The sequence below is a fragment of the Microbacterium esteraromaticum genome (assembly GCF_014084045.1).
In the GTDB taxonomy this organism is placed as follows: Bacteria; Actinomycetota; Actinomycetes; order Actinomycetales; family Microbacteriaceae; genus Microbacterium; species Microbacterium esteraromaticum_D.
Genome location: NZ_CP043732.1, coordinates 1278514 through 1299538, shown reverse-complemented (window position 1 = coordinate 1299538; position 21025 = coordinate 1278514). Strand labels below are relative to the sequence as shown.

Here is a 21025-nt window from a genome sequence, read left to right as displayed (position 1 = left end):
GGCGGCGCTAGCGTGGCAGCATCATGACTGCCACGCTCGCGCTCACCTCGGTCACTCTCCCGTCGGCTCCCGTCGGGGCGCCGAATCCGCTGCCGGCTGTGGCGGCCATGCCGCAGGCGCCGTACGAGGCGTCGGTCGACGGGCTTCCGGATGACATCGCCGAGAACATCCGGTACGGCCAGGTCACGAGCATCCACCCCTACCTGCTGCAGGATGAGTACACGCGAGAGCGCACCCCCACGCCGATGCGCGTGGCAGTGCTCGAGAACGACCTGATGAGAGCCGAGTTCGCGGTCGAGCTCGGTGGGCGGCTGGTGCGCCTGCTCGACAAGGCCACGGGGCGCGATCTGGTGTACCGCAACGCGATGTTCCAGCCGGCGAATCTCGCGCTGCGGGGCGCCTGGTTCTCGGGCGGCGTCGAGTGGAACATCGGCATGCGCGGGCACTGGCCGCTCACCTGCGATCCGATGTACGCCGCATCGCTCATCGCGCCCGACGGCGAGCCGGTGCTGCGGATGTGGGAGTACGAGCGGGTGCGCGGGCTGATCGTGCAGATCGACGCGACTCTCGACTCCGCCGTCGCGGCACTGCATGTGCGCGTGCGGGTGCGCAATCCGCACGCCGACGAGACCGGCATGTACTGGTGGACCAACATCGCGGTCGCGCAGACCGCGGGCTCGCGTGTGTTCGCCCCTGCGACGCACGCGTACCAGACCCAGTACGACGGGACGCTGGGGCGGGTGGACGTCGCCTCGCCCGACGTGAGCCGCCCGGCCGAAGCCCGCGCGGCGGCTGACTGGTTCTACTCGCTCGAGGGTTCGGTCGTGCCCTGGATCGCCGCACTCGAGCCGGATGGCTCCGGCCTCGGCCACGTCTCCTCGCCGCGCCTGTCGGGACGCAAGCTGTTCGTGTGGGGCGAGACCACCGGTGGGCGGCACTGGCAGGAGTGGCTGGGAGGACGGACGGGCGCGTACTTCGAGATCCAGGGCGGGCTCGCGACGACGCAGTACGAGCACCTGCGGATGCCGGGAGGCGCGACCTGGGAGTGGAGCGAGACCTTCCTGCCGTTGCAGGTCGACGGCGACGTCGACGGGGCGTGGGCCTCGGCCGTGGAGGTCGTCGGGGCGCAGCTGCGCACGGCGGCGGGAGCCACCGATGCGTCGCGCCTCGACGCCGTCGCCGACGTCGCTCCGGAGCGACTGCTGAACGTCGGCTCGCCGTGGGGCGCGCTGGAGGCTGTGCTCGCGGAGCGGTACGGAGAGGCGTTCGAGAGCCTGCCCGGCGTGCGGTTCGACGCGACGGCAGGGGAGGACGCCGCGTATTGGCGCCGCCTGCTCGGGCTGAGCGAAGCCGACGCTCGGGCGGGCTCTGATGCCGGCGCGATCGACGCGGACGGCGACGACTCCGATCTCGACGCGGGTGCACCGCCTGCCAGCTATGTCGCCGGCCCGCTCTGGGATCGGCTCCTCGCCGAGGCTCCGGCCAGCTGGCTCACGCATCACCACCGTGGAGTCATGGCGCACGCGCGCGGCGACCTGGCCGGGGCGAAGGCGGCCTACGAGGCGTCGCTGCGCCTGCGCCGCACGGCCTGGGCGCTGCGAGGGCTGGGCCTGGTCGACATCGCCGGCGGGGAGACGGATGCCGGCATCGCGGCCCTCGCCGACGCCCTCTCGCTCGCCCCCGATCTCGCTCCCCTCGCGCTCGAGCTCGGTGAGGCGCTGCTGACCGCGGAGCGGGCGGAGGAGGCATCGGGGCTCATCGCATCACTGCCCGCCGAGGTGCGGGAGCGGGGTCGGTTCCGGGTGCTCGCGGTGCGCGCGGCGCTGGCATCCGGAGCTCGCGACGACGCCGGACGGATGCTGGAAGCCGAGTTCGACGTGCCGGACATCCGCGAGGGAGAGCTGAGCATGTCGGCGCTGTGGCAGCAGGCGTTCCCCGACCGCCCCGTTCCGGCCCGCTACGACTTCTCGATGACCTGACCCGGCCGCTGTACTCGCCCGCCGTCGTATCCGGGGCTTGACACCATCGCCGGTCATGTGGTTACTTAGTTAAGTAACCAACCATCTAACCGGAGGCGACGTGATCGACGAAGCCAGGCCGCTGTTCCTCCAGATCGCCGGGTCGATCGAGGAGTCCATCCTCGACGGCACGCTCAGCGAGGACGACCAGGCCCCCTCGACGAACGAGCTCGCCGCGTTCTACAGGATCAACCCGGCCACGGCCGCGAAGGGCGTCGCCATGCTGGTCGACAAGGGCATCCTGCTCAAGCGTCGCGGGATCGGGATGTTCGTCGCCGCCGGCGCACGCGACATCCTGCTGGCCGAGAGGCGCACCGCGTTCGCCGAGCGGTACATCGACCCGCTCATCGCCGAGGCGGCGACGCTGGGCCTCGGCGCCGAAGACCTGACCGCCCTGCTGCGCGAGCGAGTGCGGCGTGCGGATGAACACGCATCGACAGAAAGGAGCCGCGCATGACCGCTGTCATCGAGGTTCGGAACGTCACCAAACGCTACAAGGACAAGCTCGCTCTCGACGGCGTCTCGCTGTCGATCGAGAAGGATGCCATCTACGGGCTGCTGGGCCGCAACGGCGCCGGCAAGACCACGCTGATGTCGATCCTCACCGCGCAGAACTTCGCCACATCCGGCGATGCCCTGGTGTTCGGCGAGCGCCCGTACGAGAACGCGCGCGTGCTCAGCCGCATCTGCTTCGTGCGCGAGAGCCAGAAGTACCCCGACGACGCCACGCCGACGCATGCGTTCCGCGCCGCCCGGATGTTCTTCGACAACTGGGACCAGACCTTCGCCGAGCGTCTGATCGCAGACTTCCAGCTGCCGATGAAGACGACCATCAAGAAGCTGTCGCGCGGCCAGCTGTCGGCCGTCGGTGTGATCATCGGCCTCGCATCCCGCGCCGAGATCACCTTCTTCGATGAGCCGTACCTCGGTCTCGATGCCGTCGCGCGTCAGATCTTCTACGACCGCCTGCTCGAGGACTACACCGAGCACCCGCGCACCGTCATCCTCTCCTCCCACCTGATCGACGAGGTGTCGAACCTCATCGAGAAGGTCATCGTGATCGACGAGGGCAGGGTGCTGCTCGACGAGGACACGGATGCGGTGCGGGGGCGTGCGTCGACGGTCGTCGGCGATGCCGCCAAGGTCGAGGCGTGGGCCGAAGGACGCGAGGTCCTTCATCGCGAATCGCTCGGCCGAGTGGCATCCGTCACCGTGCTCGGTCACCTCACCGATGCCGACCGCGCCGCCGTAGCCGAGGCCGATCTCGACCTCGCGCCGGTATCGCTGCAGCAGCTCATCGTGCGCCTCACCCAGAACGCCGCCCAGGCGCGCTCCACCACCACGCCCGCTCTTGCCGAGGAGGTCCGCTGATGCGACGCGTATTCAATGTCGTCCGACTGCAGATGATCAACCGAGCCCCCTTGATCTGGGTGCCGCTCATCGTTCTCGCCGGAGCCGTCGTGCTCTCCGTGCTCATCTACGCGATGATCCCCGTCGACACCCCGAAGTACGGCGGTGGCGGCCAGGCCCCGCTGTGGGTGTTCTTCGGCGTGGGGATGTCGGCGATGACCCTGACGTTCCCGTTCTCGCAGGCGATCAGCATCACCCGCCGAGAGTTCTTCATCGGAACGATGCTGACCGCGGTCATCAGCAGTGCATTCATGGGACTGCTCTTCCTGATCGGCGGAGGCATCGAGCTGCTGACCGACGGGTGGGGCGTCAACGGATGGGTGTTCCACCTGCCCGACCTGTGGACCGCCGGTCCCGCCGGTGCGTTCGTGATCTTCTTCACCCTCGCGCTGTTCTTCTTCGTCACGGGGTTCACGGGCGCCACGATCTACAAGCGGTGGGGGGCGATGACCATCTCGCTCGTCGGCGTCGGAATCGGTCTGCTGCTGGTCGCCGTAGCCTTCGTGATCACCAGGCTCGAGCTCTGGATGCAGGTCGGCAGAGTGCTGGGTGAGCTCGGCGCGCTGGGGATCGCCCTCTGGGGCCTGGTCGGGGTGGTCGGACTCATGGCCGTCTCGTACCTCACTCTGCGCAGGGCGACTCCCTAGGCGAGCGGGGGGCCGCGCGGCGGCCCCCCGCGAGCCGGTCAGATCGTCTCGTCCGCTGCGAGGATGTCGATCTGCCAGAAGAGGCTGGCGGGATCGGCTTCATCGTGCGCCTCTTCGATCTCACGGAAGACCTCGTCGACCCGGGTCATCGCCTTCTCGAACTCCGCACGGGTGAGGCGGGCATGGCGCTGCTGGAACGTGCCGCGGACCACCGGGTCGCGGCCCTGCGTGTACTCCGGCGTCCAACTGGCTACGCGGCGCAGCAGGTCGGCGTGCTCGTCCATGACCAGTCGGACGAAGGCAGCCCCGGCCGCGGTGTCCTCGATGGGGTGATCGGGTGAGCCGAGCTCGAGGGCGTGCAGTTCAGCCGGCTTCCAGACCCGGTCGCGCCGATCGCGCGCGTGCTCGGGATCGGGTTCGATGAGGCCGGCGTCGGCAAGGACGCGAAGGTGAAAGCTGAGGGTGTTGGCCGCGACGTCGAGGTCGGCCGCGAGGTCGGCGGCGCGCGCGTGCCGGCGGCGGATCAGCTCGTTGACGATACGGCGGCGAAGGGGATTGGCGAGAGCCTTGAGCATCGCCGAGGTCATGGTCGTCACGCCCTGGTGACCGCTGCTCTTCGTGTCGTCCGGCATGACCGCATTGTACTCAGCCAAATTTGCGCAACTTTAGTTGCGCAAGTTTTCTTGCGCAGATAGCATCGCCATCATGACGACCGACTCGCCCGCGCGCCTGTGGAGCAATCGCCGCTACTGCTCTGGCTGGTCAGCGACACGAGCAAGGGCCTGGGCACGACGCTCTTCGGCTTCGCGATCCCGCTCGTCGCGCTCTTCGTCACCGACGACCCGGCGCAGGCCGGCATCATCGGCGGCGTCGGCATGGGCGTGCGCCTGATCAGCACGCTGGTCGGCGGCGCGCTCGCCGACCGGCACGACCGCATCCTGATGATGCTGGTCGGCTCGCTGATCGCGATGCTCGTCGGAGCGGCCTTCGCCGTGCTCGCCTCCGCCGATGCGCTCACCTTCGCCGTGCTGCTGGCCCTCGAGATCGTGCTCTGCGTGCGAGCGGGACTGTTCGAGCCGGCAGGCGAGAGCGCTCTGAAGCAGCTCGTCTCTGACGAGACGATGGGCCGCGCCCAGGCCGCCAACCAAGGCCGAGACGCCGCACTGCAGCTCGCCGGCGGACCACTGGGCGGCGTCCTGCTCGCGGCAGGAGCATGGGTGGTCGGAGTCGTGATGACGGCGGCATACGGCTTCGCCGCGATCACCGCGTGGATGCTGGTGCGCGCCACCCGTCGCACGCGAGCGGCGCGCGGAGGAGACGACGGCTCCGACGGCGACGCCGGTGCCATGGCATCCGGATTCGCGACCGACGTGCGCCCCGGCGCGACCTCCGGCGCGGAGAGCGAAGGGGATGCCGCGGCGGCGGCCGTCGCCGAGGAGGCCCCGCGCGGCGGGATGCTGAGCGAGATCCGCACCGGGTTCCGGTGGCTCTTCTCCCGCCCCGACCTCAGCGGCGTGCTGATCGTGATCACCGTCATCAACCTCGGCTTCAACGCGGCCAGCACGAGCGTCGTGTACTCCCTGCAGCAGGACGGACACTCCGAGGTCGTCATCGGGGTGATCTCAGCCGCGATCGGCGCGGTGATGCTGGTGGGCGCCCTGGTCGCGCCGATGCTCGTGCCTCGCGTCAAGGCGGGCACATTGACCTCTCTGGGCCTGGTGGTCGCGACGGCCGGGGTGTTCGCGATGAGCGTCGTCGACGCGCCGGTGGCCATCGCGATCGTGTTCGGCGCCGCGGTGTTCCTCCTTCCGGCGCTGAACGCCGCGATGATGGGCTACTTCATGGTCGCCACGCCCTCGCACCTGCTCGGGCGCGCGAACAGCGCAGCCGGAGTGCTCGGCATGGGGGCGATGCCGCTGGCTCCGCTCATCGCCGGCTTCGGCCTCTCGTGGGCAGGTCGCACGACGACCATCCTCTTCTGCGGTGCGCTGTGCGCGGTCGCCGCCCTGCTCGCCCTCGTCAACCGTCCGCTGCGCTCGCTCCCGTCCGAGGCGGGTTGGCGCGCGCATGCGGCGCAGTTCGAGCCCGCCTCACCGGTCGGGGTCTCCTGAGCGGACGGGGGTGCGGACGGTCGGGTCGGGCGGAGCGCGGACGGCCGGGTTTTGCCCGGCCCCGGGGTCGATCGCGTACGCGAAACGGCAGGAGACCGTGCCGAATCGACTCCCGGTCGCCCGCGGCGGATGGGAAACGCCGGTGGAGGCATCCGCGCGCCGGCGTTTCCCATCCGCCAGCTGCTGTCCGTCGAGTCACGTGACCCGGATGCGGGCACGGCCCACACCGCGGCGAGCAGGAATCGACCGCCCCACACCGCGGCGAGCAGGCGCTCAGCGGTGGAGATCGTCGAGCAGGTCGACGGCGGCGCGTGCGTAGTCACCGATCCAGCGGTCGAAGATGCGCTTGATCGGCATCGGCGCGAGCGAGAGGCGGCGCTCCCGGCCGACGCGGCGGCCGATCACGAGCTCGGCCCGCTCCAGCACCCGCAGATGCTGCAGCGCTGTGGTGCGATCCAGCTCGGGCAAGGCCGCGCACAGCTCGCCCGTAGTCAGCTCGCCGGGGCGCAGCGCGTCGAGCATCCGGCGCCTCGCCGGTGCCGCCAGCGCCTTGAAGACGAGGTCGTCGTCGGCGGGGGTTCCATCGGACGATGACATGTTGTAATTTTACAACATGTCGGAGCAGATCACCGAACTCTCCTTCACCGTCTCGGGTCGCGTGTCGCGGCCCGTCTCCGAGGTCTACGAAGCCGTCGCCGACCCCGCCCAGCTGTCGAAGTACTTCACCACGGGCGGCGCCCGTGGCCGCCTCGAGACGGGCGCCGATGTCACATGGGACTTCGCCGACTTTCCCGGACGCTTCCCGGTCACAGTCGTCGAGGCCCAGGCTCCGAACCGCATCGTGCTCGAATGGGACGGGTCCGACACGGCATCCGACACCGGACGCACCCGCACCGTCTTCGAGTTCGCCGCGATCGACGAGGGCACACGCACGCTCATCACGATCACCGAGAGCGCCTGGCGCGCGACCGATGCCGGCGCGAAGAGCGCCTTCGGCAACTGCGAGGGCTGGACCGGGATGCTGTCCGCAATGAAGGCATGGGTCGAACACGGCATCAACCTGCGAGACGGCTTCTACAAGTAGAAGCACCGACCAGAATCGGCCCGGACACAGTGCCGAGATGCTCGCCCGAGGACTCGCACCGTCGGGACCCTGCCGCGAGCTGTACGTGCGCTCCTGGCCGCAGGACGACGAGTCCGCCTTGGTGACCGGGCGTGCCCGACCGACCCGGATGCCCGCGCCGGATGGGAAACGCCGGTGCGCGCCCCCTGGAACCGGCGATTTCCATCTGTGCGGCCGGGCGGCAGATGGGAAACGCCGGTGGGAGGCATCCGGCACCGGCGTTTCCCGTCCGACAGCTGCGGTCCGTCGAGCCACGTAACTCGGACGCAACCCGACGCGGGCACGACGCGCGGCTCAGCGCAGCAGCCCGCCGCCGGGCGCGGGCACGACGCGCGGCTCAGCGCAGCGGGTCGAAGGGGCGGATCTCGTCGGCGATGCGGCCGGTGGTGATCTGCTCGGCGAGCAGCTTGCCGGTCGCGGGGCCGAGCACGATGCCCCACATGCCGTGGCCGCCGGCGACGTACACGTTCGGGGCCTGGGTCGCGCCGACCAGCGGAAGCCCGTCGGGTGTGACCGGGCGCGAGCCGACCCATTCGTCCTGGCAGTCGTCCAGATCGATGCCCTGGAACATCTCCCGCGCGTGGGCGATGATCGCCTGCACTCGGCGAGGTTGGAAGGGCTCGTCGGGGCGGCGGAACTCCATGGTGCCCGCGATGCGGAAGCGCCCCTGGTACGGGGTGCACGCGATGCGCTGGAACGGGAAGTACACCGGATGCTCCTGCGGCACCTCGGTCGAGACGGTGAACGAGTACCCGCGGCCGGCCTGCACGCGCGTGCGCACACCCAGCTTGCGGGCGAGCGCAGGCATCCAGGCGCCCGTCGCGATCACGACCGAGTCGGCCTCGAGGCGCTGACCGTTCGACATCGTCACCACGGGGCGGCGAGTCGACGAGACGTCGGTGACCTCGTATCCGGTGACCAGCTCGGCACCCCGTCCCACCACAGCGGCGCCGAGCGCCTCGAGGAACGGCGCCGGCTCGAAGAAGCGCTGACCGTCGAGCCGGTACGCATGCGTCACGGCATCCGACAGAACCGGAGCCAGCTCGCGCGGGTTCTCGAGGCGCTCGAAGGGCACGTCCTGTCCGTGGCGGACGACACCCTCGATCTCGTGCAGGAAGCCCTTCGAATCAGCCTCCTGCTTGAAGCCGATGACGAAAGGCCCCTCGCGGGTCCACGACTTCACGCCGCCGTCGATCAGCTCGTCGAAGCACTCCAGCGCGATCTTGTCGATCGGCGTGAGGTCGGCCATCGTCCTGTCCCACGCCCGGTTGGTGCCGTGCGCGGCGAACTGCGCGAGGAACGACCAGAGTCCGGCATCCACCCGGAACGGCACGTGCAGGGCGGCATCCGGGTCGAGCAGCGCCTTGGGACCGTACGTCCACAGCCCGGTGTCGGCGAGCGGGATGGTCTTGCCCGGGGTCAGCCAGCCGGCATTGCCCCACGACGAGCCCGCGCCGATGCCGACGCGGTCGATGACCGTGACGTCGACTCCGCGCTCCTGCAGATGCCATGCCGTGGCAAGTCCGACCATTCCGGCACCGACGACGATCGTCCGCGTCATTGCGTCCTCCTGAGACAGCTGAGCGTGGGCGCGAGAAGACGCCCACTACCTGCGATTATGCAGATTCCGAGGATGGATGGATGCTCCGCCGAAGATTCTGCGTAGAATCAGGTATGAATGGTGGCAATCTTCACCCCTCACGGAGGAAGGCCCTGCATGGTCGCTGAATCTTCGCGCCCCGTCCTGGATGCCGTGGACCGCACCCTGCTGCACGAGCTGAGCCGCAACGGACGCATCTCGAACACCGAGCTCGCCGCCATCGCCGGCATCGCCGAATCGACCTGCCTCAAGCGGGTGCGCGCGCTGCAGGCGAACGGCGTCATCGTGGGCTTCCACGCCGAGATCGCACCCGCCGCCCTCGGCCTGCACCTCGAGGCGCTCATCACGATCCGTCTGCACGCTCACGCCCGCGGAGAACTGCGCCGATTCCAGACCTACCTCGAAGAGCTGCCGGCGACGCAGCGCGTCTACTTCCTGGCCGGCGACCGCGACTTCCTGGTGCACGTCGCGGTGCCGGATGCCTCGGCACTGCGCGAGCTCGTGTCCGACACCATCAGCCTGCAGCCCGAGGTGGCATCCACCAGCACCAGCCTGATCTTCGCCCAGGCCGCCGGATCGCGCGGCATCTGACCGCCGCCGTCCGACCGCCCGCCGCCCGGCACCCCGCGCTGTCCCAGATCCGGCAGACCACCCCAGATCCGGACGTCCGAGCCACAAGCATCCGGATCCCGGCAGACTTGCCGGATTCCGGGCAGACTAACCCCACCGACCCAGCGCGCCGACCCAGGCAGCGCGCCGACCCCGGGCAGCGCCGACCCCGGGCAGCGCGCGGATCAGCTGACGCGCACCTCGAATCCGGCTCCCGCCAGCGCCGCGCGCTGCTCGTGGGTGGCAGCGGGGTCGGTGATGATCAGCGGGAAGAGGTCGGAATCTCCGACGTGCGCGAAGGCCGCACGGCCGATCTTCGAGGCGTCGGCGACGATCACCGCGCGCCCGGCGCGCTCGGCCATCATCCGGTTCACGGCGGCCTCTGCCTCGTCGTGCGTGCTGCCTCCCGACTCTGCCGAGAGTCCGTTGACGCCGATGAAGGCGATGTCGAGGCGGATGCCGCCGAGCAGCTGCTCGACGAACGGCCCGACCAGTTCGAAGCTGCGACGGTGGATCACGCCGCCCGTGACCACCACCTTGAACTCGGGTCGCATCGCGAGCTGCGCGGCGATGTTGACCGCGTTGGTGACGACGGTGAGGCCCTGCTCGGCGAAGTCGTCCCTCGCGGCGAGCGCCGTGGCGATCGCGTTGGTCGTCGTGCCACCAGAGAGCCCGACCACCTGGCCCGGCTCGACGAGGGATGCAGCGACGGCCGCGATCTGCTCCTTGGCTCCCGTGCCGTGATGGCTGCGGTAGCGGATCGGCAGCTCGTAGGCGACGGACTGCGCGACGGCGCCGCCGTGCGTGCGGGTGAGCAGCCGGCGCTCGGCGAGGCTGTCGAGGTCGCGGCGGGTGGTCGCAGCCGACGCGCCGAACCGCTCGACGAGATCGTCGACGCTCACCTCGCCCTGTGCGGCGAGCAGGTCGAGGATGGCGGTGAGTCTGGCGGCGCGCTTCATATCGTGCTCAGTCTGGCAGTCCGGGCGACTGTCAGGCGGATTCGAGGGCGAACAGGCGCAGCATCCGCGCCGCCTCCTCGGCGACGGCCTCGCGGGCCGGCTTCAGGTACTTGCGCGAGTCGACGAGGTTCTCGTCGGCGGCGAGCGCCTCGCGGATCGCCCGGGTGAAGTAGCCGTTGAGGTGGGTCGAGACGTTGATCTTCGTCATGCCCGCGCGCACCGCCTGCACGATGACGTCGTCTGCGACGCCGGACGAGCCGTGCAGCACCAGCGGGATGTCGCCGCCGGAGCGCCCGATCCCGCGCAGCGCGCTCTTCAGGCGTCCGATGAGGTCGATGTCGAGGGACGCAGAGCGGTCGAGCATCGCGTGCGATGAGCCGACGGCGACGGCGAGCGAGTCGACGCCCGTCGCCTCCACGAACGCGCGGGCCTCATCGGGGTCGGTGCGGACGCCAGGGGCGTGGGCCCCGTCCTTGCCGCCGACCTCGCCGAGCTCGGCCTCGATGTACACGCCGGCGGCTCGTGCGCGCGCCGCCACGTCGGCCGTGGTGTCGACGTTCTGCTCGTAGTCGAGCCTGCCCCCGTCGAACATCACCGATCCGAAGCCGAGTTCGATGGCCTCGTCGACGAGCTCGGGGCGCTCGGCGTGGTCGAGGTGCACGGCGACCGGGGTCTTCGCGCGCCGGGCGATGGCGAGCGTCGCCCAGCCGATGGGCTCGAGGCCCCCGTGGTAGTCGGCGCAGTTCTGCGAGATCTGCAGGATCACGGGGAGGTTCGCGCGCTCGGACGCCGAGACGAGCGCCTCTGCCGTCTCGAGATGGATGACGTTGAACGCGCCGATCCCGGTGCCGGCGGATGCGGCTGACCGCATGAGCTCACGTGCGGATACGAGGGTCATCGGGGCTCCTTCGGGTGGGATGCCGGGCGCTCGCCCGGCGAGAGACCGGATTCCGCATGGGGAGCCACGCGTGCGCGTGTTTCCCGGGCAGGATGCGGTTTCTCACCGGAGGGCGCACCGGACGTCAGGGTGAGGGCGGCCTCGAGGTCGGGCCAGGTGGGATGGATCTCGCCGGCGAGCGGCATGAGCACGGCGGCGGCAGACCAGGCGGTCGCGCGGCGCAGGATCTGCGCGGGCTCGTGGATGCCTGCATCCATCAGCACCGCGCACGCGGCGACCCCGGCGTCCCCCGCACCGGTCGGGTTGCCCGCGAGCGACCGGTCAAGCCTCGCGTGCAGCACGGAGAGGCCTCCGGATGCCGCGGGAGAGACCGCGAGCATCCCGTCGGCCCCGAGCGAGAGCAGCACGAGCCGGGCACCGCGGCGCACGAGCTCGCGCGCGCCGTCGATCGGGTCGTCGAGGCCGGTCGCATCGCGCAGCTCGTGCTCGTTGGGCTTGAGGACGGATGCCCCGGCCTCCGCCGCGGCCAGCAGCGCCGGGCCCGAGGTGTCGGCGATCACCGTCGCGCCCGCCTCGAGGCCGAGCCGGATCAGGGAGGGCAGAGCGTCGTCTGGCGTGCCGGGCGGCAGACTTCCCGAGATCACGAGCACCCTGGCGCGCTCGGCCGGACGCGGGTCGGGCGCCGAAGGGTCGGCGACCGGATGCGGGTCGGGCGCCGACGCGTCGGCGGTCGGACCGGAAGCGGGGGTGCGTCCGACAGCCGAAGCACCCATCGAGAGGTCGCCGCCCGCCGCGGCGCCGAGCGCCTCGGCAACGGCTTCCCTCAGCGCATCCCACTCGGTGGCCGACGGCGCCACGCCCCGCTCGTTCATGATGGTGGTGTCGCCGAGAGCCTCGTCGACGAGCGCGACGCTGCGCCGCGTGGCGGCGGCGACCGGCACCAGCACGTTCGGCACGCCGGACGACGCGAGCTCCGCGGCGAGCTCCTCGCCGGTCGCGCCGCCCGATGTCGTCACGGCGCGCACGTCAGCGCCCTGGGCGTGGGCGACGCGGGCGACGTTGAGGCCCTTGCCCCCTGCGCGCACCTGCCCGGCATCCACCCGGTGCGTGCCGCCGACGACCAGCGACGCGACGTGCCAGGTGAGATCCAGCGCCGGGTTGGGCGTGACGGTGACGATCATGCCGCTGCCACCTGTCGGGCGCGCAGCGCCGACCCGAGGATGCCCGCGTTGCCGGACAGCTCGGCCGGAACCAGGGCCGGGATGCGGTGGAAGCTCAGCCGCTCGGCGAGCCGGGATCGCAGCTCGTCGAACAGCGCTCCGCCCGCGCGCGACAGACCTCCGCCGATGACGACCGCCTGCGGGGCGATCACCGCGGTCAGCTGCGCGATCGACATGGTCAGTGCGTCGAGCGCCTCGTTCCAGATGCGGCCAGCGGTCTCGTCTCCGGCTGCGGCGCGGGCGATGACCTCGCGGGCTCCGTCGACGACCTCGCCCGTGGCGTCGGTGTAGCGTCGCGAGATCGCGCCGGCCGAGGCCACCGCCTCCAGGCACCCGCGGGCGCCGCACGGGCACGGCCACTCCCCGATCGGCGAGTGGCCGACCTCCCCCGCATAGCCGCCGGCGGTGTGCGGGCGGCCGTCGACGAGCAGCGCGCCGGCGATCCCGGTGCCGATGATCAGCACGACGGAGTCGGCGAAGTCCCGCGCCCCGCCGAGCACGTGCTCGGCCCAGCTGGCCGTCCGCACATCGTGGTCGAAGGCCACGGGCATCCCGAATCTCGCGGCCATCAGATCGCGGATCGGCGCGTCGCGCCAGCCCAGGTTGCTGCTGAAGACGCCGATGCCGTTCTCGGCGTCGACGATGCCCGGTACGACCAGTCCGACCGCCTTCGGCTGCGCGTGCGGATACTGCGCACGCAGCTCGCCTGCGAGCTCGGCGAGCCGGTCGATCAGCCGTGTGGGGCTGTCCTCACCGCCCGCCGGGGTCGGCGTGCGTCGCAGTCCGAGCGCGGTGCCGTTGGCGTCGAACAGGGCCGACTTGATGTCGGTGCCTCCCACGTCGAACGCGAGCACGGGTGCGCCCGCGCCGATCGTCACGGCGCGCGCCAGGCGCTCACCGGACTCGTCGCTGACCACCTCGGGGATGCCGCTCTGCTCGGACATGTCCTGCTCCGTCGTCGTCGGTCGTCGTCGGTCGTCAGCCGGCGAGGATCACCGAGCGGGTGAGGTTGCGCGGCTGATCGGGGTCGAGGCCCTTCGCGATGGCGCGGTCGAGGGCGACACGGTGCAGACGCACGAGGTCGGCCATCGGGTCGATCGCGTGCTGCACGAACCGTGCACCGGTCGCCTCGACCTGCGCCTGCAGGCCGTCGGGGGCGGCGCCGAACTGCCACGTGATGCGGTCGGGAGCGGCGATCGCGATCGGGCCGTGGCGGTACTCCATCGAGCTGTACGACTCGGTCCACGACTGCGACGACTCGCGCATCTTGAGGGCGGCCTCGTGGGCGAGACCCATCGCCCATCCCATGCCGAGGAAACTGTACTGCTCGGCGTCGCGGAGGGCGGTGTCGTCGGCGCCGTCGAGCACGTTCCGCGCATCGGCGATCGCGGCGTCGAGGTTCTCGCCGAGCGAGGCGCGGAACAGCGCGAGCGCCGTGGTCGCGAAACGGGTCTGCACGACCGACTGCTCGTCGGCGAAGGGCAGGCCGATCACGGTGTCGGCGAGGTCGACGAGCGGCGAGGTGGTGTCGCCGACCACGGCGACCACGGGCGTCGAGCCCGTGACGCGCTCGGTCAGCTCGAGCACCTCGGTCGTCGTGCCGGAGCGGGTCAGCGCGACGATCGCGTCGTAGCCGCGGCCGAACGGGAACTCGGATGCCGTGAACGCATCGGTCTCGCCGTGACCGGCGGTCTCTCGCAGAGACGCGTACGCCTGCGCCATGAACCAGGAGGTGCCGCAGCCGACCACCGCGATGCGCGCGCCGGATGCCGGGAGCAGGGCCTGCTCGTCGCGCATCGCGGCCGCGCGGGCCCAGGTGTCGGGCTGCGAGGTGAGTTCCACGCGCATGTGCGCGCCGGCGGTGATGGTCATGGCAACTCCTGGATGCAAGTTTTTGACGCTTAAGAGCGGGTAACGCTCATATTGTGCCATGAAACTGCGACACACTGAAGCGGGATCAGCGCCCCTCGGCCGCCTCGGTGTGGTGCCGGATGACCTCGGCGACGACGAAGTTGAACCATTTCTCGGCGAACTCCGGATCGAGGTGCGCCTCTTCGGCGAGTGCCCGAAGTCGTGCGGTCTGCTGCTCCTCGCGCCCGGGGTCGGAGGCGGGCATCTCGTGCTCGGCCTTGAGTCTGCCCACCTGCTGCGTGCAGCGGAACCGCTCGGCGAGCATGAAGATCAGCGCGGCGTCGATGTTGTCGATGCTGGCGCGCAGGCGCAGCAGTTCGGCACGGGCGGCGTCGGCGGGGGCGGCGGCGTCGGACATGATCCTCCTGGGGTCGGGACTCTCACGATAGTCAACCCCCGCGTCGCCATGACAGGTCGGCGCCGACGCCGCCCTAGAGTAATCGCCATGAGCACCGAAGAACCGTCGTCGTCCGCTTCCCGCGACAGCGGCGACTCCCGCGCCGAATCCAGGGCCACCCGCGCGGCCGACGACGCGGAGGCCGCAGAGATCCGCGCGGCCGACGAGGCGGACGACACCGCGGAGGCCGCTGAGCGGGCGGAGCATCCCTCCCCCGCCGATGCCCCGACGCCCCGCCGCTCGACCTGGACCCGCATGGACCGCCCGTTCCGGCTCGGGTTCCTGATCACCCTCGGCGGCCTGTCCGCCTTCCTGCTCGCGCTGGCGCTCACCAACCTGTCGACCGTCCTGGTCTATGTCGCGTTCGCCCTGTTCGCCGCCCTCGGCCTCAACCCCGCCGTGCGGCTGCTCGAGCGGCGCGGGCTCTCACGCGGGCTCAGCGTCGCGATCGTCATCGTCGCCCTGGTCGTCGCGGTGGGACTCATCCTCGTGATGATCGTGCCCGTCGTCGTCGAGCAGGTCTCGTCTTTCGTGAAGTCGGTGCCCCAGGTGATCGACGACTTCATGCACACCGACCTCTACCTCCTTCTCGAGAAGCAGTTCGGAGACCAGATCGACTCGCTGCTGGCCGATGGCGAGAAGCTGCTCACCGACGGCAAGACGCTCACGGCCCTGGGTGGCGGCGCGCTGAAGGTCGGCAGCTCGATCGCCACCGGCATCTCCGCGTTCGTGATCGTCTTCGTGCTCACCCTGTACTTCGTCGTCGGACTCCCCGGCATCATCACCTCGATGCTTCGTCTCGCGCCGGCGCGCAAGCGCTCGCAGGCCCGCGGCATCGTCGAGCAGATCACCGAGTCGGTGGGCGGCTACGTGCAGGGCATGGTGATCCTGGCGTTCGCGAACTCGATGATGGCGCTCGTGCTGTACCTGCTTCTCGGGCTGCCGTTCCCGCCGCTGATGGCGGTCGTGGCGTTCCTCGTGACGCTCATCCCCCTGGTCGGCCCGCTGCTGTTCCTCGCGATCGGCACGGTCGTGGCGGTGCTCGCCAACCCGGTCAACGCGCTGATCTTCGGTGTCGTCTACCTGGTCTACATCCAGATCGAGGCCTACGTGCTGACCCCGAAGGTGATGAACCGCACCGTGTCCGTGCCTGGTCTGCTCGTCGTGATCGGCGCTCTGGTCGGTGGCACCCTGCTCGGGCTGCTCGGCGCCCTCGTCGCGGTGCCGGCGACGGCATCCATCCTCATCGTGCTGAATCAGATCTTCATCCCACGGCAGGACGCCCGCGTCTGACAGAACGCGCGGCCGGGTGGGAGGCCCACCCGGCCGCGCTCATGCCGTCGAGGTCAGATCAGGCCCTTCTCCTTCAGCCAGGCCGTGGCGATCTCGGCCGACGACTTCTGGTCGACCGTGCTCTGCACGTTCATGTCGACGAGGTCTTCGGCGGTCAGCTCCGCGCTGATCGCATCGATGACGTCGCGGACGTCGTCGGCGATGTCGCTCGAGACGAGCGGCACGACGTTCGACGCGAGGATCATGTTCTCGGGGTCTTCCAGCGCCACGATCTCCTCGGTCTGGAACGCCGGGTCAGCGGTGTAGATGTCGGCCACCTGCACGGTGCCGGCGAGCAGCGCGTCGAGCGTGCCCTGTCCGGTGGCCGAGAACTTCAGGTCGACGCCGTAGGCGTCTTTGGCGCCGGCCGGGCCGTAGGGGCGCTGCTCGAACTCGGGCGCCGCGCCGATGGTCGCGGGCTCGCTGAGCTTCGACAGATCGGCGATCGTGGTGAGACCGTTCTCGTCGGCGAACGACTTCAGCACCGTGTAGGTGTCCTGATCGCTCGCGTCGGCGAACTGGAGGGCGGTGAGCCCGTCGGGGAGCACGTCCTGCAGCGCCGCATAGACATCGTCGGGGCTGGTGGCCGTCGCCTCCTTGTCGAGGTACTCGAGCAGGTTGCCGGTGTACTCGGGGAAGACGTCGATGTTGCCCGACTCGACCTCGGGCATGTAGGCGTCGCGCTGGCCGATGCTGAAGGTGCGCTCGACGGTGAAGCCGGCGTCTTCGAGGCCCTGGGCGTAGATCTCGGCGATGATCTCGTTCGAGTAGTACGCCTGGGAGCCGACGACGATCGTGTCGCCGCCGCCCGTGTCGCCGCCGTCGCCGGCGGGCTTGTCGAGCGGGTTCGTGTTCGATCCGCAGCCGGCGAGCGAGAGCGCGGCGACGACGGCGATGCCGGAGATGAAGGCGGTGCGGGTCTTGCGATGGGTGGACATGGCGGCCTTTCGATGGGGATCAGGCGGGGACGGATGCCACGCGGCGAGCGCGCGAGGTCGAGGCGGGTGCTCCGGAGGCGGGGGTGCGCAGCCCGGCGGGGACGGCTGCTCGCTGGGCGAGCGCCATGAGGAGGTCGACGATGAGAGCGAGCAGGGCGACGAGGATCGCCCCGCCGAGCACCTGGTCGAAGCGGCTCAGCGGGATGCCCTGGATGATGGGCCACCCGAGGCCGCCGAGGTTGACGTAGGCGGCGATCGTGACGGTGGCGATCACCTGCAGCAGCGCCGAGCGCAGCCCGCCGATCAGCAGCGGCAGCCCGAGTCGCAGCTCGACCCGCGTGAAGATCTGCCACTCCGTCATCCCCATCGCGCGCGCGGCGTCGATGACGCGCCGGTCGATGGCCTCGAGGCCGGTGTACGCCCCCGCCAGCAGCGAGGGGATCGCGAGCAGGACGAAGGTGATCACTGCGGCGAGCGGCGTCTGCAGGATGCCGAGCACGAGCACCAGCAGCACGAGCAGTCCGAATGAGGGGATCGCCCTGGCGGCACCCGACACAGCGACGGCGACCTCGCGCCCTCGGCCGGTGTGGCCGATCAGCCAGCCGGCGGGCAGGGCGATCGCGGCCGCGACGGCGACCGACACGATCGTGTACAGCAGGTGCTGGACGAGCAGAGTGGGCAGCGCGTAGGTCCCCACCAGGCGGTCTGGTGAGAACAGCCATGCGAGTGCGTCGGCGAAGAGGTTCATGCGCTGACCGCCTTCGACTGTCGCGCCGTGATCGACGTCGCGCGGGTCCACGGCATGAGCATCCGCCCCGCGAGCATGAGCGCGAGGTCGACGAGCAGCGCGATGACGACCACGGCGACGACCCCGGCCAGCACCTCCGGGATGAGCCTGCGCTGCTGACCGTTCGTGAACAGGTAGCCGAGGTTCCTCACGCCGATCAGGATGCCGACCGTGGCGAGTGAGATCGTCGACACCGCGGTCACGCGGAGACCGGCCAGGATCACGGGGCCGGCGAGCGGCAGCTCGACGGCGAAGAAGCGCCGCGGCGCGGCGTAGCCCATCGCGGTCGACGCCTGGAGCACGTCCGCGTCCACCGAGTCGAGTCCGTCGGCCACGGCGCGCACGAGGATGGCCACGGCGTAGATCGTCAGCGCGGCGACGAGGTTCTCCTCGCTGATCACCGAGTATCCGAGCGCCGCCGGCATGAGGATCAGCAGCGCGAGCGACGGGATCGTGTACAACAGACCCGTCAGCACGATGAGCGGCCCGCGGACGAGCCGGTACCTCCAGGCGATCCAGCCGAGCGGCACCGAGAGCAGCAGGCCGAGCAGGATGGGGATGAGGCTCTGACGCAGGTGGGTCACGGTGAGCTCGACGATGAGCCCCAGATTGTCCACCACCCAGGTCATGCGCCCGGCTCCGCCACCAGACGCCCCTGCGTGCGGCCCTCCGAGTCGACCACGACCGCCCCGTTCGCCGTCTGCTTGACGGTCAGCGCCCTGCGGCCCCGCTCGGCGCCGATGAAGGCCTCGACGAAGGCATCCGCGGGGTTCTCGATGATCTCGCTGGGGCTGCCGACCTGCACGACACGAGCCCCTCGGTCGAGGATGACCACCTGGTCGCCGAGCAGGAAGGCCTCGTCGATGTCGTGGGTCACGAAGACGACGGTCTTGTCGAGCTCGACCTGCAGACGGATGAGCTCCTGCTGCAGGTCGGCGCGGACGATCGGGTCGACGGCCCCGAAGGGCTCGTCCATCAGCAGGATGTTCGGGTCGGCAGCGAGCCCTCGTGCGACGCCGACGCGCTGCTGCTGCCCACCGGACAGCTGGCTGGGATAGCGCTCGGCGAGGGACTGGTCGAGTCCGACCGTGGTGAGCATCTCGCGAGCCCTCGCGTGCGCATCGCGGCGCGAGACGCCGGTGAGGCGCAGCACGGTGGCGACGTTGTCGATCACGGTGAAGTGCGGCATGAGGCCGGAGTTCTGCATCACGTACCCGATGCGCCGGCGCAGCGCCACAGGGTCGCCGCCGAGCACGCTCTCGCCGTCGATCTCGACCTCGCCCGACGTGGGCTCGACCATGCGGTTGATCATGCGAAGCAGCGTGGTCTTGCCGCAGCCGGACGATCCGACGAACACCGTCGTCTTGTGCGACGGGATGACCAGGCTGAAATCGTCGACGGCGCGCGTGCCATCGGGGAACGTCTTGGTGACCGACCTGAACTCGATCATCGGATCTCGACTCCTGCGGGGACAGCTCTCATGCACGTACCTCCTGGCATCCATTCGAGCGTAGGCGACGTCACGGACATTGCGGCCGGAACCCACGGCTTTTCCGGCCATGACAAGGGTTCGGAGCCGACGGCGCAGCGGATTGCCGACGCCGGGCCAGGCGCGCGTCGCCGCGGCTCACGCGGACTGCCTGCCGTACGCCTCGAGCAGTCGCAGCCAGATCTCGCTCATCGTCGGATACGCGGGCACCGCATGCCAGAGACGGCTGATCGGCACCTCGCCGGCGACGACGAACGTCGCCGCCTGCAGCATCTCGGCGACATCGGCGCCGACGAAGGTCGCGCCGACGATCACCTCCCGCTCGGTGTCGACCACCATCCGCGCCCTGCCCCGGTAGGAGTCGGCATGCAGGGCTGCGCCGGCGACCGAGGCGAAGTCGCAGTCGACGACCTCGATCTCACGTCCCGTGTCGCGTGCGGCATCCGCCGTCAGGCCGACCGAGGCGACCTCGGGCTCGCTGAACACGACCTGGGGCACCGCGGCGTGGTCGGCCGTGGCGACGTGCCTGCCCCACGCGTCGTCGGCCACCACCTCGCCGCGCGACCGGGCGGCGATGACGTCGCCGGCGGCCCTCGCCTGGTACTTGCCCTGGTGCGTGAGCAGCGCCCGGCCGTTCACGTCGCCGACCGCGTAGAGCCAGTCGACCCCTGGAACCCGCATCGTGTCGTCGACCTCGATGGGGCTGCCGGGGCGAAGACCGGCCAACTCGATGCCGATGCCGGCGCTGCGCGGCGTGCGTCCAGCGGCCACGAGCACCTCGTCGGCCCTGATCTCCTCACCGTCGTCGAGGGTGAGCGTGACCGTGCCGCCGTCCCTGCGCACCGCGCTGGTCTGCGCGTTCAGCCGCACATCGACCCCGAGCTCCCTCAGCCCGTCGGCGACCTGCTCGCCGGCGAACGGCTCCATCCGCTCAAGGAGCCCGTGCCTGGCGATGAGCGTGACCGCCGATCCGAGCCCCGCATACGCGGTCGCCATCTCGACGCCGACGACTCCGCCGCCGATGATGGCGAGCGACGCGGGCACCTGCTGGGCGCTGGTGGCCTCGCGGCTGGTCCACGGTCGGGCGTCCCGAAGGCCGGGGATGCCGGGGATCGCCGCATCCGATCCTGTGGCGATCGCGACGGCGTGCCTCGCGCGAAGCACCCGCTCTCCGTCGTCGGCGGCGACCGTGACCTCGCGCTCGCCCGTGAGCCTGCCTTGTCCGCGCACCAGGTCGATGCCGGCGCTGCGCAGCCACGTCACCTGACCGTCATCCGACCAATCCGCCACGAATCGGTCGCGCCTGGCGAGCACCTCGGCGGGCGCGACGGAGCCTCCCGTCACGCCGCGGACGTGCTGCGCGACGCGCAGCGCCTGCATGGGCCGCAGCAGCGCCTTCGACGGCGTGCACGCCCAGTACGAGCACTCGCCGCCGACGAGCTCGCTCTCGACGATGACGACGGTCAGGCCGCCTTCGACGGCGCGATCCGCCACGTTCTCCCCTACGGGGCCGGCGCCCAGGACGATGAGGTCGTATTCGTCGCTCATTCCGCCAGTCTTGCCGAGCAGACGAGGC

22 protein-coding genes are annotated in these 21025 nt (G+C 70.5%); 8 read left to right on the top strand and 14 right to left on the bottom strand.

Translation table 11 applies throughout. The features are described 5' to 3' along the window. Window positions 1–23 precede the first annotated feature (23 nt). The 4 genes from FVO59_RS06235 to FVO59_RS06220 all read left to right on the top strand — a co-directional run bounded on the left by FVO59_RS06235 (window position 24) and on the right by FVO59_RS06220 (window position 4075). Window positions 24–1979, top strand: coding sequence for a DUF5107 domain-containing protein (locus FVO59_RS06235; protein ID WP_182255754.1), 1956 nt, complete (start codon window positions 24–26; stop codon window positions 1977–1979). A 100-nt stretch (window positions 1980–2079) separates the two neighbouring features. Next, window positions 2080–2475 carry a GntR family transcriptional regulator gene (locus tag FVO59_RS06230; protein ID WP_182255752.1) on the top strand — a complete coding sequence of 132 codons (396 nt, stop codon included), beginning with the start codon at window positions 2080–2082 and terminating at the stop codon, window positions 2473–2475. Further along, window positions 2472–3389 carry an ABC transporter ATP-binding protein gene (locus FVO59_RS06225; RefSeq protein ID WP_182255750.1) on the top strand — a complete coding sequence of 306 codons (918 nt, stop codon included), beginning with the start codon at window positions 2472–2474 and terminating at the stop codon, window positions 3387–3389. The genes FVO59_RS06230 and FVO59_RS06225 overlap by 4 nt, the downstream gene beginning before the upstream one ends. After that, a complete protein-coding gene (locus FVO59_RS06220) occupies window positions 3389–4075 on the top strand; it encodes a hypothetical protein (protein ID WP_182255748.1) in 687 nt (228 codons plus the stop codon). Before FVO59_RS06225 ends, FVO59_RS06220 begins: the two co-directional genes overlap by 1 nt. 38 nt (window positions 4076–4113) lie before the next feature. On the opposite strand, the gene FVO59_RS06215 is transcribed toward FVO59_RS06220, so the two are convergent. Then, window positions 4114–4707 carry a winged helix-turn-helix domain-containing protein gene (locus FVO59_RS06215; protein ID WP_182255746.1) on the bottom strand — a complete coding sequence of 198 codons (594 nt, stop codon included), beginning with the start codon at window positions 4705–4707 and terminating at the stop codon, window positions 4114–4116. 99 nt (window positions 4708–4806) lie between these two features. Between FVO59_RS06215 and FVO59_RS06210 the strand changes: the two genes are divergently transcribed. After that, on the top strand, window positions 4807–6186 hold the full coding sequence (locus FVO59_RS06210) for an MFS transporter (protein ID WP_259363474.1): 1380 nt from the start codon (window positions 4807–4809) through the stop codon (window positions 6184–6186). 273 nt (window positions 6187–6459) lie between these two features. On the opposite strand, the gene FVO59_RS06205 is transcribed toward FVO59_RS06210, so the two are convergent. Further along, entirely contained in the window at window positions 6460–6783 is a 324-nt protein-coding gene (locus FVO59_RS06205) for an ArsR/SmtB family transcription factor (RefSeq protein WP_182255744.1), read from the bottom strand. Window positions 6784–6799: 16 nt separating this feature from the next. Here FVO59_RS06205 and FVO59_RS06200 point away from each other — a divergent pair, with 16 nt between their 5' ends. Then, entirely contained in the window at window positions 6800–7270 is a 471-nt protein-coding gene (locus FVO59_RS06200) for an SRPBCC domain-containing protein (RefSeq protein ID WP_182255741.1), read from the top strand. A 376-nt stretch (window positions 7271–7646) separates the two neighbouring features. Here FVO59_RS06200 and FVO59_RS06195 read toward each other — a convergent pair whose 3' ends face one another. Next, window positions 7647–8870 carry an NAD(P)/FAD-dependent oxidoreductase gene (locus FVO59_RS06195; protein WP_182255739.1) on the bottom strand — a complete coding sequence of 408 codons (1224 nt, stop codon included), beginning with the start codon at window positions 8868–8870 and terminating at the stop codon, window positions 7647–7649. 156 nt (window positions 8871–9026) lie between these two features. On the opposite strand from FVO59_RS06195, the gene FVO59_RS06190 reads away from it, so the two are divergent. Next, window positions 9027–9500 (top strand): Lrp/AsnC family transcriptional regulator, encoded by a 474-nt coding sequence (locus FVO59_RS06190; RefSeq protein WP_182255737.1) that lies wholly within the window; start codon window positions 9027–9029, stop codon window positions 9498–9500. Window positions 9501–9703: 203 nt separating this feature from the next. On the opposite strand, the gene FVO59_RS06185 is transcribed toward FVO59_RS06190, so the two are convergent. From FVO59_RS06185 to FVO59_RS06160, 6 genes are all read right to left on the bottom strand, one after another. Next, window positions 9704–10477, bottom strand: coding sequence for a DeoR/GlpR family DNA-binding transcription regulator (locus FVO59_RS06185; protein WP_182255735.1), 774 nt, complete (start codon window positions 10475–10477; stop codon window positions 9704–9706). Window positions 10478–10508: 31 nt separating this feature from the next. Beyond that, entirely contained in the window at window positions 10509–11375 is an 867-nt protein-coding gene (locus tag FVO59_RS06180; protein WP_182255733.1) for a class II fructose-bisphosphate aldolase, read from the bottom strand. Next, window positions 11372–12556 (bottom strand): 1-phosphofructokinase family hexose kinase, encoded by a 1185-nt coding sequence (locus FVO59_RS06175; protein WP_182255731.1) that lies wholly within the window; start codon window positions 12554–12556, stop codon window positions 11372–11374. Before FVO59_RS06175 ends, FVO59_RS06180 begins: the two co-directional genes overlap by 4 nt. Then, window positions 12553–13539, bottom strand: coding sequence for an ROK family protein (locus FVO59_RS06170; RefSeq protein WP_182255729.1), 987 nt, complete (start codon window positions 13537–13539; stop codon window positions 12553–12555). Before FVO59_RS06170 ends, FVO59_RS06175 begins: the two co-directional genes overlap by 4 nt. Before the next feature lie 34 nt (window positions 13540–13573). Next, the gene (locus FVO59_RS06165; protein WP_182255727.1) at window positions 13574–14467 is read right to left on the bottom strand and encodes an SIS domain-containing protein; all 894 of its coding nucleotides are present in this window, start codon (window positions 14465–14467) and stop codon (window positions 13574–13576) included. A gap of 85 nt (window positions 14468–14552) precedes the next feature. Continuing rightward, window positions 14553–14864, bottom strand: coding sequence for a chorismate mutase (locus tag FVO59_RS06160; RefSeq protein ID WP_182255725.1), 312 nt, complete (start codon window positions 14862–14864; stop codon window positions 14553–14555). Window positions 14865–14951: 87 nt separating this feature from the next. On the opposite strand from FVO59_RS06160, the gene FVO59_RS06155 reads away from it, so the two are divergent. After that, a complete protein-coding gene (locus tag FVO59_RS06155) occupies window positions 14952–16196 on the top strand; it encodes an AI-2E family transporter (protein WP_182255723.1) in 1245 nt (414 codons plus the stop codon). Between the two features lie 53 nt (window positions 16197–16249). Here FVO59_RS06155 and FVO59_RS06150 read toward each other — a convergent pair whose 3' ends face one another. The 5 genes from FVO59_RS06150 to FVO59_RS06130 all read right to left on the bottom strand — a co-directional run bounded on the left by FVO59_RS06150 (window position 16250) and on the right by FVO59_RS06130 (window position 20997). Then, a complete protein-coding gene (locus FVO59_RS06150) occupies window positions 16250–17173 on the bottom strand; it encodes an ABC transporter substrate-binding protein (protein ID WP_182255721.1) in 924 nt (307 codons plus the stop codon). A 19-nt stretch (window positions 17174–17192) separates the two neighbouring features. Further along, complete coding sequence (locus FVO59_RS06145) at window positions 17193–17921, bottom strand: ABC transporter permease (protein WP_182256543.1); 729 nt, start codon at window positions 17919–17921, stop codon at window positions 17193–17195. Further along, window positions 17918–18589 (bottom strand): ABC transporter permease, encoded by a 672-nt coding sequence (locus FVO59_RS06140; protein ID WP_182255719.1) that lies wholly within the window; start codon window positions 18587–18589, stop codon window positions 17918–17920. Before FVO59_RS06140 ends, FVO59_RS06145 begins: the two co-directional genes overlap by 4 nt. Next, complete coding sequence (locus FVO59_RS06135) at window positions 18586–19410, bottom strand: ABC transporter ATP-binding protein (protein ID WP_182255717.1); 825 nt, start codon at window positions 19408–19410, stop codon at window positions 18586–18588. The genes FVO59_RS06140 and FVO59_RS06135 overlap by 4 nt, the downstream gene beginning before the upstream one ends. Before the next feature lie 177 nt (window positions 19411–19587). Then, a complete protein-coding gene (locus tag FVO59_RS06130; RefSeq protein WP_182255715.1) occupies window positions 19588–20997 on the bottom strand; it encodes a dihydrolipoyl dehydrogenase family protein in 1410 nt (469 codons plus the stop codon). Window positions 20998–21025 lie beyond the last annotated feature (28 nt).